This is a genomic window from Streptomyces coacervatus, assembly GCF_029223485.1.
GTDB classification, from domain to species: Bacteria; Actinomycetota; Actinomycetes; order Streptomycetales; family Streptomycetaceae; genus Streptomyces; species Streptomyces coacervatus.
In genome coordinates this window covers 45,643-60,030 of record NZ_JARHTP010000034.1, presented here as the reverse complement: position 1 = coordinate 60,030, position 14,388 = coordinate 45,643, and the positions used below count along the sequence as shown (strand labels likewise).

The window sequence follows — 14,388 nt, the reverse complement described above, 5'->3', positions numbered from 1 at the left end:
TCCGGCATGCTCTGGCCCATGCCGATGACGGTTCCCACGGCGCTCGGTGACATCTCCGTGCGCTGCGAAGGCCCGCCCGACGGGCCCGCCCTGCTCCTCCTGCACGCCAACCCGGGCGACGGCCGGGACTACGACGCCGTCCTGCCCGCCCTCGCCGACCGCCACCGTGTCTTCGTCGTGGACTGGCCCGGCTACGGCGACTCGACCGCGTCCGACCCCCGGCAGGTGACCCCCGAGGGGCTCGTGACCGCCGCCGAACAGGTCGTCGACGCGCTGGACACCGAGGGGCCGATCGCCGTGCTCGGCAACAGCGTCGGCGGATACGTGGCCTGCCGGCTCGCCGAAGGGCGGCACGCCGCGCGGATCTCCGGCCTCGTCCTTGTCGACCCGGCCGGTTTCACCGCGCAGAACGCCCTGACCCGCTGGTTCTGCCGCGAGGTCATGGGCCGGGAGGCCGTCGCCCGGCACCTCGTCGTCCCGCTGGCCCGCGCCTACCTCGGCGGCCTGCGCACACCGAGCGCCCGGGCCACGTACACGCGGGCGCGCGGGCTGCTGTACGACAAACGGCGGCTGGCGGTCCACTGCGCGGTGTGGCGGGGCTTCGCGGACCCGGAGTTCGGGCTGTGGAACCCCGGCGGCATCGGCGTACCGGTCCTGCTGCTGTGGGGGAGGCGTGATCCCGTCGTCCCGGCCTTCCTGGACGGCCGCCGGGCCCTTCGCGCGCTGCCCGCCCACACGGTCCACGTCCTGCTGCCGACGGCCCACGAGCCCTACAACGAACGCCCGGACCTGTTTCTGAGGCACACACTGGCGTTCCTGAAGCGCTGAAATCGCAGAGGCGAGGCCCGCCGCCCCCGTGTCGGCGGGCCCCGCGTGACGTGAATATGCCCGCGTCCAGGGGCGGTTGAAGCCTCTTGAACCATGTTCAGAGCTGGATTTGAGGTTTGCGTAGACGTCCTACGTCCCCAGGCGTACGCGCGTGGTCATGTCAAGTCGGGTCATGCCAAGTCGGGTCATGTCGACTCGGGTCATGTCTGCTCATGGTGCTCGGACAGCCCCGGCCAGTCGTCCGGGCCGCCGCCCTGCCACTCGATGAGATCGCTTCCTTCGACGTCGGTGACGTACAGGTCGGCCAGCCGCAGGATCTCGCCGACGTCGTCGACGTGCGTGGCGATGCCCAGCGTCTCGTCACCCTCCGTGACCCGCCGGGAGCCGTCCAGGGCCGGCGAGTGCACCACGATGTGCGGATGCTCCGTTGGATGTGCCATGCCTTCAGCGTCCTGCGGGCCGCACGGTTCCGCACCCCCGCGAACGCCGGGAAGCGCCGGATGCGGGACCGTCCGCATCCGGCGCTGCCCAGCCGGTGAGGTATTCGGTTGTGGCCGTCCGACGGTGCGAGGCTGGGCGCGACAGGACGTTCGCACCGCCGGACGGAGTCTGTGGGTGGTACGGAGAGTGGCTGGGACCGCGGTGGATGCGACGGCACCGGTGGCGTCCTTCCCTCAGGTCGAGAAGGGCGCCTCGGAACCTTCACCACCGCACTGGCTCGCACGCCGCCGCGGTCCCGGTCCTGCCCGGACGCCGCCGGACCACCCCTCATCCGGGTCCGGCGCCGTCACGGGCGGCTCGAATCGAGGCTCAGTCCTCGCGCAGGGCGCGGACCGCCTCCTCCACACGCCTGCCGTACTCCGGGTCGGCGGCGTGGAAGTGGGCCAGGTTCTTCTCGATCACGTCGTCGCGGGAGACCTGGGAGAGGCCGCCGGCGATATTGGCGATCAGACGGGACTTCTCGTCCGCGGACATCAGGCGGTACAGCTCGCCCGCCTGGAAGAAGTCGTCGTCCTTGGTGTGGAGCGGGGCCTCGTGGGTGCCGGTCCACCCGCTGACCGCCAGCGGGGCGGACAGCGCGCGGCCGGTCTCCACCGGGCCGTCGTACGAGTTCGGCTCGTAGTTCTTCGCCGCGCGGCCCTGGGAGTTGGTCGCCATGAAGCCGTCGCGGCCGTAGTTCTGCGCGGTCGTCGCCTTGGGGGCGTTCACCGCGAGCAGCGTGTGGTTGACGCCCAGGCGGTAGCGGTGGGCGTCCGCGTAGGCGAACAGGCGGCCCTGGAGCATCTTGTCCGGCGAAGGGCCGATGCCCGGCACGAAGTTGTTCGGGGAGAACGCGGCCTGCTCGACCTCGGCGAAGACGTTGTCCGGGTTGCGGTCGAGGACCAGCCGGCCCACGCGCTGCAGCGGGAAGTCCTTGTGCGGCCACACCTTGGTGAGGTCGAAGGGGTTGAAGCGGTAGTCCGCCGCCTCGGCCGCGGGCATGATCTGCACATACAGGGTCCAGGACGGGTTCACCCCGCGCTCGATCGCCTGCAGCAGGTCCGTCTGATGCGAGTTGGCGTCCTTGCCCGCGATCCCGGCAGCCTGCTCGGACGACAGTGACCGGACGCCCTGGTTCGTCTTGAAGTGGTACTTGACGAAGAAGGCCTCGCCGTCGGCGTTGGTCCACTGGTAGGTGTGCGAGCCGTAGCCGTTCATGTGGCGGTACGACGCCGGGATGCCGCGGTCGCCCATCAGCCAGGTCACCTGGTGCGTGGCCTCGGGGGCGTGCGCCCAGAAGTCCCAGACGTTGTCCGGCTCCTGCTTGCCGGTGAACGGGTCGCGCTTCTGCGAGTGGATGAAGTCCGGGAACTTGATCGGGTCCTTGATGAAGAACACCGGGGTGTTGTTCCCGACGAGGTCGTAATTGCCCTCTTCCGTATAGAACTTCACCGCGAAGCCGCGCGGGTCGCGCACCGCGTCCGCACCGCCCAGCGAATCGGCCACCGTCGAGAAGCGCAGGAACAGCTCGGTGCGCTTGCCGACCGTGCTCAGGAAGTCGGCGTAGGTGAACCCGGTGACGTCGTCCGTCACCTCGAAGTAGCCGTATGCGCCCGAGCCGCGGGCGTGCACCACGCGCTCCGGGATGCGCTCGCGGTTGAAGCGCGCCAGCTTCTCCAGAAGGTGCTGGTCCTGGAGGAGGAGCGGGCCGCCGATGCCGGCGGAGGCGGAATGCTGGTTGTCTGCGACCGGGGCGCCGGACTCCGTAGTGAGAGTTCTCGCCGTGAGCACGCGCTTCGACATCGTGGACCTTCCGTGCGGGTGTCAGCGGAAACCTGTTTCCGCTTTGTGGAGCCTAGAAGTGGGGCGATCTGGACGTCAACAGTTTGTTGAAGTTGATTCCGGCCGGCGTCGCCGCCTGGGCGCGACAGGACAGATGTCAGCGGCGCCGCCGACCGGAAGCCTGGGATGGGTCAGACCTGGGCGCCGGAGAGGCGCTCCACGGCCCGCAACAGGGCCGAGTGGTCCAGACCGCCGTCGCCCTGCGCACGCAGGCTGGCGACCAGCTGGGCGACCACGGCGCCGACGGGCAGCGCGGCGCCGACATTGCGGGCGGCGTCGGTGACGATGCCCATGTCCTTGTGGTGCAGGTCGATACGGAAGCCCGGCTTGAAGTCGCGGGCGAGGAAGTTGTCCTTCTTGCGCGTCAGCACGGTCGAGCCGGCCAGTCCGCCGTTGAGGACGTCCAGGGCCGCCTTCAGGTCCACGCCGGACTTCTCCAGGAAGACCACGGCCTCGGCGCACGCCTGGATGTTCACGGCGACGATCAGCTGGTTGGCGGCCTTCACGGTCTGACCGGAGCCGTGCGGACCGCACAGCACGATGGTCTTGCCGAGCGCTTCGAGAATCGGCTTCGCGAGGTCGAAGTCGGCCTGCTCGCCGCCGACCATGATCGACAGTACGGCCTCGATGGCGCCGGCCTCACCGCCGGACACCGGTGCGTCCAGCACGCGGATGCCCTTGTCCTGCGCGGCCTTCGCCAGGTCGACCGAGGTCTGCGGGGTGATCGAGGACATGTCGATCAGCAGCGCACCGGAGCGCGCGTTCTCCAGGATGCCGTCGGGGCCGTAGGAGATGGCCTCGACCTGCGGGGAGGCCGGCACCATCGTGACGATCACGTCGGCGTCCCGCACGGCCTCGGCGATCGAACCGGCCGCGGTGCCGCCGGCGGCGGTCAGGCGGTCCAGCTTGTCCTGCTCCAGGGTGAAGCCGGTGACGTCGTAACCCGCCTTGATGAGGTTCTCGGACATGGGGGAGCCCATGATGCCGAGGCCGATCCAGGCAATCTTGGGGAGTGCGTTGCTCATGATGGGGGTGTGCCTTTCGGTAAGGGGGGTCAGCGGGGCAGCCAGTCGAAGGCCTCGGCGCTCGGGCGGTCGCCCGGCTTGTACTCGAGGCCGACCCAGCCGTCGTAACCCGCCTTCTTCAGCTGGTCGAGGAGGCCTTCGAGGAAGAGCGAGCCGGTGCCCGGCGCTCCGCGGCCCGGGTTGTCGGCGATCTGGACGTGGCCGGTCTTCGCCGCGTACTGCTCGATCACCGAAGGGAGGTCCTCGCCGTTCATGGACAGGTGGTAGAGGTCCATGAGGAACTTCGCGTTGCCGAGACCGGTCGCGGCGTTCACCTTGTCGACGATGCCGACGCCGGCCGGGGCGCTCACCAGCGGGTAGAGCGGCGACTCCGGCTTGTTGAGGGTCTCGATCAGCAGGATCGCGCCGATGCGGTCGGCGGCGCGGGCCGCGAGGACCAGGTTCTCCAGGGCCAGCGCGTCCTGCTCGGCCGGGTCCACGCCCTCGACGCGGTTGCCGTACAGCGCGTTGAGCGCCTTGCAGCCCAGCGACTGGGCGAAGTCCGCGGCCACGTCGATATTGGCGCGGAACTTCTCCGACTCCTCGCCCGGGATCGACAGGGCGCCGCGGTCGGGGCCGGGGAGCTGCCCGGCGTAGAAGTTCAGGCCCGTGAGCTGGACGCCCGCGTCCTCGATCGCCTTCTTCAGGGCGTCGAGCTCGGACTGCTCGGGGGTGGGGGAGTCGACCCAGGGCCACCACAGCTCGACCGCGGTGAAGCCCGCCGCGGCGGCGGCCGCGGGGCGCTCCAGGAGCGGGAGTTCCGTGAAGAGGATCGACAGGTTGACGTTGAAGCGCTGGTCGTCGAATCCCATGGGGGTCGGCGCTCCCTTCCTGTTGATGGCTGTGTGCTGCGTATTCCGTATTGTGGAAGTTCGTTTCTGCTTAATGGAAGACTGCCTGTGGCGGGGGAGGCCTGTCAAGAGCGCGCGCACAAAAATGCCCCCGCGCCAAATGCGCGGGGGCAGGTCGAAGCGGCTGATCAGAGTGCGTCCACGGCGCTGACCTTCCAGCCGTCGGAGGTGCGGCTCATCGTCATCCGCACCCGGTTCAGATCCAGCCGTGAGCCCGAGACCTGGGTGCTCTGCGTGACCTGGTTGACGAAGAGCAGGACCGTGACCTTGTCCGGCGACGCCGAGGTGACGGAGGCCGCGGGGACCGTCGCCTTCACCACCCCGTGGTACTTCTTCGCCGTCGGCCCGACCACCGTCGACGTGGTCTTCCCGTACTGGTCCCGGAAATGCCCGGTCAGCAGAGTGCGGGCCCGCGCGAAGTCCCGGTCCAGATGCCGGTAGTCGTACGACAGCACGACCGGCGCCGCCTTCCGCGCGGCGGCGACCGCCTCCGAGCGTGCGCTCTCCGCCCGCCGTCCCTGTCCGTACTGCCAGCCGAGCAGGGCGGCGGCGACCAGAGCCGCCACCAGGACCACACCCAGTACCGCGGTCAGCAGCCTCCGTCCGGGGCGGGGCGGGGGTGCGCTGCCCTCCGGCTCCGCCAGGGAAGCCGGGTCCTGTTCCAGCGGCTCCGGTGTCGGCTCCGGCAGGTCGTCCCAGCCGTCCGGGGCCGACGGCTCGGGCCGCTTCAGGTACTCCACCCGCTTGGCGCGCTTGGCCGCCGCGCGGGCGGCCGCGTTCATCGTGCGGGTTCGGGTGGTCGGGTTCGCCATGGTCGTACTCCTCACTGGGGGGGTGGCGCGGGTCAGCCCACGAACTCGACGTCGGACGTCAGCCAGCGCCCGCCCCGGTACACCAGGTCGAGCTGCAGCCGGTAGGTGCGCGCCTCCCCGCCCGGCACGGCGGTGTTGGTCACCTTGCTGTCGGCGACCACCAGGACGCGGGCCGAGCGTGCGTCGGAGCGGACGATGCCGGCGTCCAGGACCTGCCCCTCGGACACGGACCTGTTCTCGGCGACGAGCTTGGTCAGCTGTGCCGTCTGCGCGGTGAACTGCTTCTTGAAGTCGCCGGTGGCGCCCTTGAGCACGTTCCCGCTGTCCCGGTCGTAGTGCCGGTAGTCGAGCGAGGTGAAGTTCAGCGCCGACTGGCGGGCCGCGCCCAGGATGTCCTGGCGGCGCATCTCCGTCTCGTGCCGGTCGTAGAGGCTCATTCCCAGCCAGAGGGCGATCGCGCTGGTCAGGACCGTCGCCACGACGAGTCCGACCGTGAGCGCCCTCCCGTTCAGGCCATCGGTCCAACGAGCAGCCATTGCCACGACTCCTTTCCGAACACGGTCTGCTGGCCGCCCGTCGAGCCGATCTCGACGGGCCTTCCGTCCGGGCCGGTCGCGGTGCCGGTCTCCGGGTCGTACGGCGTGACGTACGCCGCCTGGTTGACGCCATCGGACGACGTGCCCGGGGCGTTCTGCTCGCCCCGCACTGATGTCTTGCCGCCGCGCGGGGCCGTGCAGTGCGCGGCGGTGTTCGCCTGGCGCCTGCTGGTGTCCGAGGGGTCGCGCCAGGTGGTGCCGTACCCCTTGGTGCACGGAGGCGGGTCATTGGCGTTGACCACCAGCCCGAAGTGGGTGGTGCCGTCGCCCGGGACGACCGTGTAGCTGCCCGCGACCAGTGCCGGGAAGGTGACGAGGGCCTGCTCGACGCCGGGCAGGTGCGCCAGCGTGACCCGGCCGCCGCTGATCAGGTTGGCCAGCAGGACCGACAGCCCGGGCCCGGTCGACTTCAGCAGCGAGTCGACCTGCTGCGCGGCCGGTGTCGCGTTGCCGATCACCTTGCGCAGATCCCCGTCGCTCGACTTCAACTGCGCGGTGAGCGCCGCCAGATCGTGCGCGAACGACTTGATGGACGAGCCCTGGTCGGCCTGCGTCTTGAGGACCTTCCGCGAGTCCTCGATCAGCGAGATCGTCTCCGGCAGGGACTGGGACGCCGACTCCACGAGTGCGTTGCCCGAGTCCACCAGTCGGCTCAGGTTCGGGCCGGTGCCGTCGAAGGCCTTGCCCAACTCGTCGACGGTGACCCGCAGATCGTTCTTGCCGACCGAGTTCACCAGCCGGTCCAGGCTGAGCACGAGGTCCGTCGTGGGCAGCGGCACCCGTGTGCTGTCGCGCGGGATGGCGCTGCCGTCGAGGAGATACGGGCCGTGTGAGGTGCGCGGCTGCAGATCGACGTACTGCTCGCCCACCGCCGAACGGTCCGCCACCACTGCGAGGGTGTCCGCCGGGATGCGCGGCGCCCCGTCTTTGATGTCGAGGGCGACCGAGACGCCCCCGGAGCCGATCAGCCGCAGCGCGCCGACCTTGCCCACGGGCACCCCGCGGTAGGTGACCTCGGCGCCGGGGAAGATGCCCCCGGAGTCGGCGAAGTCGGCGCGCACGGTGTAGCCGCGGCCCAGGACGTCGTCCACCAGGCCGGTGTACTCGGCGCCGACGTACGACACCCCGACCGCGGTGACCGTGGCGAAGGCCAGCAGCTGCGCCTTGACCGTACGAGTGATCACGGCTGGACCCCCTTCAGCATCAGCTCGGCGAGCGCGAGGTCGATGCCCTCGGGCGGCTTTGCTCCGGTCGTGTAGCTGCCGGTGGTGTAGTCGCCGGTGGTGTAGCTGCTCGTGCACACCGGCGGACACAGCGGCCCGCCGCCGCCCGAGCCGGTCGACGGCACGGACGGCGACGACGGCAGGCTCGGTGTGCTCGGCAGCGGGGTCGGTGTCGGGACGCTCGGCAGATCGGGGAGGCCCGGCGCGGTGGAGGTGCCGGGCGTCGGGGAAGCGCCGTTGCCTCCGCCGGAGTTGCTGCCCGCCGTGTTCCCGTAGAGGTCCGCGAGGTTGAGATCCGCGGTGAGGTGCAGGTTGACGTAGTCGCCCTTGACGGCGTCCACGGCGTTGCGCGGGAACGGGTAAGTGGTCAGCAGCTCAAGGGAGTTGGGCAGATCGCTGCCCGACTTGTTCAGCTGCTGCAGAATCGGGCGGAGCTTCTTGAGATTCGCAACCGTGTCGTCGTGCGAGGCGTCGACCACCTTGGTGCCCGCCTTGCCGAGTTTCGACAGGGCGGTGAGCATCTTCGTCAGGTTGCGCCGCTGGTCGGCCAGGACCTTCAGTGCGGGCGGCATCGTGTCGACGGCCGCGGCGATGGTCTTCTTCTCCTTGCCGAGCCGCCCCGCGAGCCGGTCGACGGCCTTGATCGCGCGGATGATGTCCGTCTTCTGCTTGTCCAGTCCGCCGACGAACGTGTTCAGCTCCGTCAGCAGTGACCTGACCCGGTTCTCCCGGCCGTCCAGGGCCTTGTTCAGCTCCACGGTGATCGTCTTGAGCTGGGCGACTCCACCGCCGTTGAGCAGGGCGGACAGTGCGGAGAGCACCTCCTCGACCTCGGGGTTGCGGCCGCTGCGGGAGAGCGGGATGCGGTCGCCGTCGCGGAGCCGGCCCACGGCCGGCGTGCCCGTCGGGGCGGCGAGCGCCACGTACTTCTCGCCGAGCAGGCTGGTCTGCCGGAGTTCGGCGACCGCGTTCGCGGGCAGCTTCACCGAGTCGGCGACCCGCAGCCGCACGCGCGCGTGCCAGCCGTCCAGTTCGACCTTCTCCACCGCGCCCACGGTGACGTCGTTCACCTTCACCGCGGACTGCGGCACCAGGTCGAGGACGTCACGGAAGTCGACGGTGACGTGGTAGGCGTGCCCGTCGTCGGCGGCGCCGCCGGGCAGCGGGACGTCGTACCAGCCGTTGAACTGGCAGCCGGACAGCAGCAGCGAACCGGCCGCTGCCCAGGCGAGCGCCCCGCCCTTGCGTCGTGTGCTCATGCGCTCGCCCCCAGGATTCCGCCGAGCGTCCTGTCGACCGTGCCCGTCACGGCGGTGCCCTGCGTGGGCAGTTGGGGCAGGGAGTCGAAGAGTTTCTTCAGCTGCTTGCAGTCGGGGTTCTTGCCGCCCGTGTCGCCCGCCGTCGTGAGCAGGGAGCACAGCAGCGAGGCCGGATCCTGCGCCTGCTGGGCGTTGTTGCGGGTGTCGAGGGTGCCGGACGACGGGTTGTAGGCGTTGTTCAGGTTCGACAGACCCGCCGGTGCGACCCGCAACAGCTCGTCCAGGGCGGCCCGTTGGGTGACGAGCACCTTGGTCACCTTGCTGAGGCCCTTCACGTCCGTGGTCAGCGAGTTCTTGTTCTTCTTCACGAAGGCGGACACGTCGCCGAGCGCCGTCCCCAGGTTCCTGAGCGCGTCCGCGAGGTCCTGACGCTCGCCCGACAGCTGCTGCGCGACCTGGGCGAGACTGGAGTTGAAGGACCGCACGCTCCTGTCGTCGGACGCCAGCGCCGCCGTGAACACCTGCAGGTTCCGCACCGTGCCGAACAGGTCCTTACGCCCGTCGGACAGCGTGGTGACCGCCTGCGACAGGTCCTGGACCGTCCGGTTGAGGTTCGCGCCCTGCCCGTCGAGGTTGTCCGCGCTCACCCCGAGCAGCCGGGAGAGGGAGCCGTCCTTGTTGGCACCCTTGGGGCCGAGCGCGTCGGCCGTGGTGTGCAGACTGTCGAAGATCCGGTCCAGTTCCACGGGTACGGCGGTGCGCTTCTCGGGGATGACGGCACCGCTGCGCATGACCGGACCCTTCCGGTACACCGGCAGCAGCTGCACATAACGGTCGCTGACCACGGAGGAGTTGATGATCGCGGCCTGGGCGTCGGCGGGGACCTTGCGGCCTTCGTCGTACTCGAAGTCCACCCGCACCCGGTCGCCCTCGGGCGTGATCTTCTTGACCTCGCCGATGCTGACACCGAGGACGCGGACGTCCGAGCCGGGGTAGATGCCGACGGTGCGTGGGAAATAGGCGGTGACGCGCACCGGCTCGGGCCGCGGCCACAGCACATAGGTGAGGCCGACGACCAGGGCCAGTGCGGTGAGCAGGGCCAGACGTCTCTTCAGGCGCTTCACTGTGCGCCTCCCGTCCGCGGCGCGACCGGGGCGGCGACCAGGTTCTGGACGTAGGAGTCGAACCATCGGCCGTTGCCCAGGGCGTTGGTGAAGACCCGCACATAGGGCGCGAGCAGTTGCACACTGCGGTCGAGACTTGCCTCGTTGCGTTCGAGCATCTGCACCACACGCTTCAGGCCCTGGAGCGCGGGCCCGATCTCCTTGTCGTTGTCCTGGACCAGGCCGGAGAGCTCGATGCCGAGGGCGGCGGAGGTCTTCAGCAGCCGGTGGATCGCCTCGCGCCGCCTGCTGATCTCCTTGAACAGCTTGTCGCCGTCCTCGACCAGGGCGGTGAAGTCCTTGGAGCGGTCGGCGAGTACGCCCGTCGTACCGTTCGCGTGGTCGAGGAGTTCACCGAGGGCCTGGTCGCGCGAGGCCACCGTGCGGGAGATCTCCGAGAGACCCTTGATGGACGCACGCACCTCCGCCGGAGAGTCCTGGAAGGTGCTGGAGATGGTGTCCAGAGCCTTCGCCAGCCGGCCGGTGTCGACCTTCTCCGAGGTGGTGGTCAGATCGCTGAACGCCTGCACGACGTCGTACGCCGGGACGGTGCGCCGCAGCGGGATCTCGCTGCCCGGCTTCAACTGACCGGGCCCCTTGGGCTGCAGCGCAAGGTACTTCGCACCGAGGATCGTCTTGACCCGGATCGACGCGCCGGTGTCGGTGCCGAAGCCCGGATCGCCCTTGACCTTGAAGGTGACCTTGACATGGTCGCCGTCCAGGTCGACGTTCTCGATCTTGCCGACCTTGACACCCGCGATCCGCACCTCGTCGCCGGGCTTGAGCCCTCCCGCCTCCGAGAAAGCCGCGCTGTACGTGTTCCCGCCGCCGATGAACGGCAGGCTGTCGGCGTTGAACGCGGCCACGGTCAGCAGCGCGAGGAAGGTGAGGCCCACAGCCCCGATGACGACCGGGTTGCGCTCCCGGAACGGGATCAGGCGGGGACGGCGAAGCCGTATGCGGGGCAGCCTGGGCGGATCGATGCGCACCTTCATCATCGGCTGCGGCTTGCGGGGCCGGGGCGCTCGCCGGGGCAGCCGTGGCTTCGGCAGCTTGGGCGGGTCGATACGGACCTTCATCAACGGTTCCGGCCCTCGCGCACGGGGCGCTCGCCGGGGCAGCCGTGGCTTCGGCAGCTTCGGCGGGTCGATGCGCACCTTCACCAGCGGTTCCGGGCGGGTCTTCCGGCTCATGAGCTGCACCTCGCCCTCGCCACATGCAGGTCGGGGGTGAGCGCCTGCTTCGTCTTCGGCAGCACGATCCGGCCGTCGAAGTCGCAGAGGTAGAAGTTGAACCAGGAGCCGTAGGAAGCGGTCCCCGTCAGCGCGTTGAGCTTGTTCGGCAGCCGCTTCAGGACGCCCTCCACGGTCTTCTGGTTGTCGTTCAACGTCCCGGTGAGATCGGTCAGTTGGGCTATGTCGTCCTTCAGTGGCGGCCTTGCGTCCGTCAGCAGACCCGAGGTGGCGTCCGTGAGATCGCCGATGTTCGCCAGCGACTGCCCGATGGGTGCCCGGTCGGCGGAGAGACCGGAGATCACCCGCCGCAACTGCTTGAGCAGATCGGAGAAGCGGGCGCCCCGCTTGTCCAGCGTCCTCAGCACGGTGTTCAGGTTGTCGATCACCGAGCCGATCAGCTTGTCGCGGCCGGCGAGGGTCGTGGTGAGCGAAGCGGTGTGCACCAGAAGGCTGTTGACGGTGCCGCCCTCGCCCTGCAGGGTCTTGATGATCTCGGTGGCGAGCTGGTTGACGTCCTGCGGGCTGAGCGCCGCGAACAGCGGCTTGAAGCCGTTCAGCAGGGCGTTGAGGTCCAGCGCGGGCTGCGTGCGCCGCAGCGGGATCGTGCCGCCGGGCTTCAGCGGCGTGCCGTCGCCCGCGCCCTCGGTCAGGGCGACGTACCGCTGCCCGACCAGGTTGCGGTAGCGGATGACGGCATGGGTGCTGGTGAACAGCGGCCGTTCGGCGCCGACGGTGAAGGTGATCTCCGCCAGCGTACGGTCCTTGATCCGGATGCCCTGGACCTGGCCGACCCGCACTCCGGCGACCCGGATGTCGTCGCCCTTCTCCAGACCGGTGACGTCGCTGAAGACGGCACGGTAGGTGCGTTCAGGAGTGAAGGAGATATTGACGATGGTGGCGGCGAGCAGAGCCGTCGCCAGGATCGTCACCAGCGCGAAGAGGCTGAACTTGATGAGGGGAGCCGCGGTCTGCCGCGCCGCCGATGTCCTCATACGACACTCACCGCCGTCCCGCGCGCCATCGGCCCGAACAGCAGCGTCGCGACCGGCGGCACCTCGTCGGCGGGCACACCCAGCACGGGCGACACGAGCGAACCGACGGCGCGCTGTTCGGCCCGGGTGGCGGAAACACCGAGCGGACCGGACGAACTGCCCTTCCTGGAGCCGTCGTTGAGATGGACCCCTGGGGCGGGCACCGAAGGATGCGGCAGATCCCGGCAGTCGGGCCCGGACCGGTCGGCGTAACGCGGCTCCTCGCCGGGCTGGTACGCGCCCTGCTGCCGTACGACCTCAAGCGTGATGTGCATCCGGCCGCCCCGGAAGGCCTGCTCGGAGGCCTGCTCCTCGTGGACCAGGCCGGCCAGGAGGCAGGGGTACTCGGGGGAGTAGCGGGCGAAGAGTTCGAGTGTCGGGCGGGAGACCTGCCCCAGGGTGATCAAGCGGTCGCCGTTCGCGTCGAGGAAGTCGTGCGCGGTCGCCGCGGCACCGGCGGTGGTGGTGAGGGCGGACGCGAGCCGGTCCTTCTCCGCGACGAGCGTGCGGCTGGTGGTCACGGTGTTGCGCAGGACCTCCATCAGGTCCGGCGCCGCATCGCCGTACACCTGCGCGACATCGGCCAGCCGGGCGAAGTCCTCGGTGAGGGACGGCAGATGGGGATTGAGGCGGTGCAGATAGGCCTCCAGGCGCGTGAGGTTGTCGCCGATCCGGTCGCCGCGGCCTTCGAGGGCGGTGGCGAACGCGGAGAGCGTGGCGTTGAGCTTGCCGGGCTGCACGGTCCGCAGCAGCGGCAGCAGGTCGTTCATCACCTGCTGCAGCTCGACTCCGACGCGGGTGCGGTCCTGGGTGATGACGTCACCGGCCCGGATCGGCCGGGCCGAGGTGTGCGCGGGCGCGACCAGGTCGACGTACTTCTCGCCGAACAGCGTCTTGGGCAGCAGCCGGGCCCGCACGTCGGACGGGATGTCGGCGGCGTACTCCGGCTTGAGCGCGATGTCGAGCGTCGCCCTCGTCCCGTCGGCGTGCACCTCGCGCACCTCGCCGACCAGCAGCCCGCGCAGCTTGACGTCGGCGCGCGGGTCGAGCTGGTTGCCGAGGCTGTCGGCCTCCAGCCTGATCCGTACCGCCGGGGTGAACGCCTGCTGGTACACGGCGACGGACAGCGACAGCAGCAGGGCGAGTACGGCGATGAACACCACGCCGTACAACCGCAGTCTGAGCACCCTCATACGGTTCACCCCGCAATCCGTACGGTCGTGTTGGCGCCCCAGATGGCCAACGACAGGAAGAAGTCGAGAACGTTGATCGCCACGATCGAGGTCCGCACGGCACGGCCCACCGCGACGCCGACGCCCGCCGGGCCGCCGCTCGCGTAGTAGCCGTAGAAGCAGTGCACGAGGATGATCAGGACGGCGAAGACCAGCACCTTCCCGAAGGACCACAGGACGTCGACCGGCGGCAGGTACTGGGAGAAGTAGTGGTCGTAGGTTCCGGCCGACTGCCCGTAGTAGCCGGTGGTGATCGTGCGGGCGGCGAGATACGAGGACAGCAGCCCGATCACGTACAGCGGGATCACGGCGACGAACCCGGCGATCATGCGGGTGGTCACCAGGAACGGCAGCGAGGGCACGCCCATGACCTCCAGGGCGTCGGTCTCCTCGCTGATCCGCATCGCGCCGAGCTGGGCGGTGAAGCCCGCACCGACGGTCGCGGACAGCGCGAGACCCGCTACGAGGGGAGCGATCTCCCGGGTGTTGAAGTACGCCGAGAGGAACGCCACGAAGTTGGAGGTGCCGAGCTGGTTGAGCGCCGCGTAGCCCTGGAGCCCCACCTCGGTGCCGGTGAAGAAGGACAGAAAGGCGATCACACCGACCGTGCCGCCGACGACGGCGAGGGCGCCGCGGCCGAAGCTCACCTCGGCGAGCAGCCGCAGGATCTCCTTCTTGTAGCGGCGCAGGGTGCGCCCCGTCCACGCCAACGAACGCCCATAGAAGGAGAGTTGACGGCCTAGCTCCTCCAGACTGCTGAACAGCGCCATGC

At 69.7% G+C, this 14,388-nt stretch carries 14 protein-coding genes; 1 reads left to right on the top strand and 13 read right to left on the bottom strand.

Translation table 11 applies throughout. The features are described from left to right. Positions 1 to 18 precede the first annotated feature (18 nt). Positions 19 to 828 (top strand): alpha/beta fold hydrolase, encoded by an 810-nt coding sequence (locus tag P2Q00_RS48165; protein WP_275781316.1) that lies wholly within the window; start codon positions 19 to 21, stop codon positions 826 to 828. A gap of 200 nt (positions 829 to 1,028) precedes the next feature. On the opposite strand, the gene P2Q00_RS48160 is transcribed toward P2Q00_RS48165, so the two are convergent. From P2Q00_RS48160 to P2Q00_RS48100, 13 genes are all read right to left on the bottom strand, one after another. Beyond that, complete coding sequence (locus P2Q00_RS48160; RefSeq protein ID WP_275781315.1) at positions 1,029 to 1,268, bottom strand: hypothetical protein; 240 nt, start codon at positions 1,266 to 1,268, stop codon at positions 1,029 to 1,031. Positions 1,269 to 1,638: 370 nt separating this feature from the next. Beyond that, a complete protein-coding gene (locus tag P2Q00_RS48155) occupies positions 1,639 to 3,111 on the bottom strand; it encodes a catalase (RefSeq protein ID WP_275781314.1) in 1,473 nt (490 codons plus the stop codon). Between the two features lie 170 nt (positions 3,112 to 3,281). Further along, on the bottom strand, positions 3,282 to 4,175 hold the full coding sequence (locus tag P2Q00_RS48150) for a 2-hydroxy-3-oxopropionate reductase (RefSeq protein WP_275781313.1): 894 nt from the start codon (positions 4,173 to 4,175) through the stop codon (positions 3,282 to 3,284). A gap of 29 nt (positions 4,176 to 4,204) precedes the next feature. Next, the gene (locus tag P2Q00_RS48145) at positions 4,205 to 5,026 is read right to left on the bottom strand and encodes a TIM barrel protein (RefSeq protein ID WP_275781312.1); all 822 of its coding nucleotides are present in this window, start codon (positions 5,024 to 5,026) and stop codon (positions 4,205 to 4,207) included. 167 nt (positions 5,027 to 5,193) lie between these two features. Then, the gene (locus tag P2Q00_RS48140; RefSeq protein ID WP_275781311.1) at positions 5,194 to 5,877 is read right to left on the bottom strand and encodes an Rv1363c family protein; all 684 of its coding nucleotides are present in this window, start codon (positions 5,875 to 5,877) and stop codon (positions 5,194 to 5,196) included. A 32-nt stretch (positions 5,878 to 5,909) separates the two neighbouring features. Next, a complete protein-coding gene (locus tag P2Q00_RS48135; RefSeq protein WP_275781310.1) occupies positions 5,910 to 6,413 on the bottom strand; it encodes an Rv1363c family protein in 504 nt (167 codons plus the stop codon). Continuing rightward, positions 6,386 to 7,657, bottom strand: coding sequence for an MCE family protein (locus P2Q00_RS48130; RefSeq protein WP_275781309.1), 1,272 nt, complete (start codon positions 7,655 to 7,657; stop codon positions 6,386 to 6,388). The genes P2Q00_RS48135 and P2Q00_RS48130 overlap by 28 nt, the downstream gene beginning before the upstream one ends. Next, the gene (locus P2Q00_RS48125) at positions 7,654 to 8,955 is read right to left on the bottom strand and encodes an MCE family protein (RefSeq protein WP_275781308.1); all 1,302 of its coding nucleotides are present in this window, start codon (positions 8,953 to 8,955) and stop codon (positions 7,654 to 7,656) included. The genes P2Q00_RS48130 and P2Q00_RS48125 overlap by 4 nt, the downstream gene beginning before the upstream one ends. Beyond that, entirely contained in the window at positions 8,952 to 10,058 is a 1,107-nt protein-coding gene (locus P2Q00_RS48120) for an MCE family protein (RefSeq protein ID WP_275781339.1), read from the bottom strand. The genes P2Q00_RS48125 and P2Q00_RS48120 overlap by 4 nt, the downstream gene beginning before the upstream one ends. Before the next feature lie 17 nt (positions 10,059 to 10,075). Next, a complete protein-coding gene (locus P2Q00_RS48115; protein ID WP_275781338.1) occupies positions 10,076 to 11,056 on the bottom strand; it encodes an MCE family protein in 981 nt (326 codons plus the stop codon). 251 nt (positions 11,057 to 11,307) lie between these two features. Continuing rightward, a complete protein-coding gene (locus tag P2Q00_RS48110; RefSeq protein WP_275781307.1) occupies positions 11,308 to 12,345 on the bottom strand; it encodes an MCE family protein in 1,038 nt (345 codons plus the stop codon). Continuing rightward, positions 12,342 to 13,577 carry an MCE family protein gene (locus P2Q00_RS48105; RefSeq protein WP_275781306.1) on the bottom strand — a complete coding sequence of 412 codons (1,236 nt, stop codon included), beginning with the start codon at positions 13,575 to 13,577 and terminating at the stop codon, positions 12,342 to 12,344. Before P2Q00_RS48105 ends, P2Q00_RS48110 begins: the two co-directional genes overlap by 4 nt. A gap of 5 nt (positions 13,578 to 13,582) precedes the next feature. After that, positions 13,583 to 14,386 (bottom strand): MlaE family ABC transporter permease, encoded by an 804-nt coding sequence (locus P2Q00_RS48100; RefSeq protein ID WP_275781305.1) that lies wholly within the window; start codon positions 14,384 to 14,386, stop codon positions 13,583 to 13,585. Positions 14,387 to 14,388 lie beyond the last annotated feature (2 nt).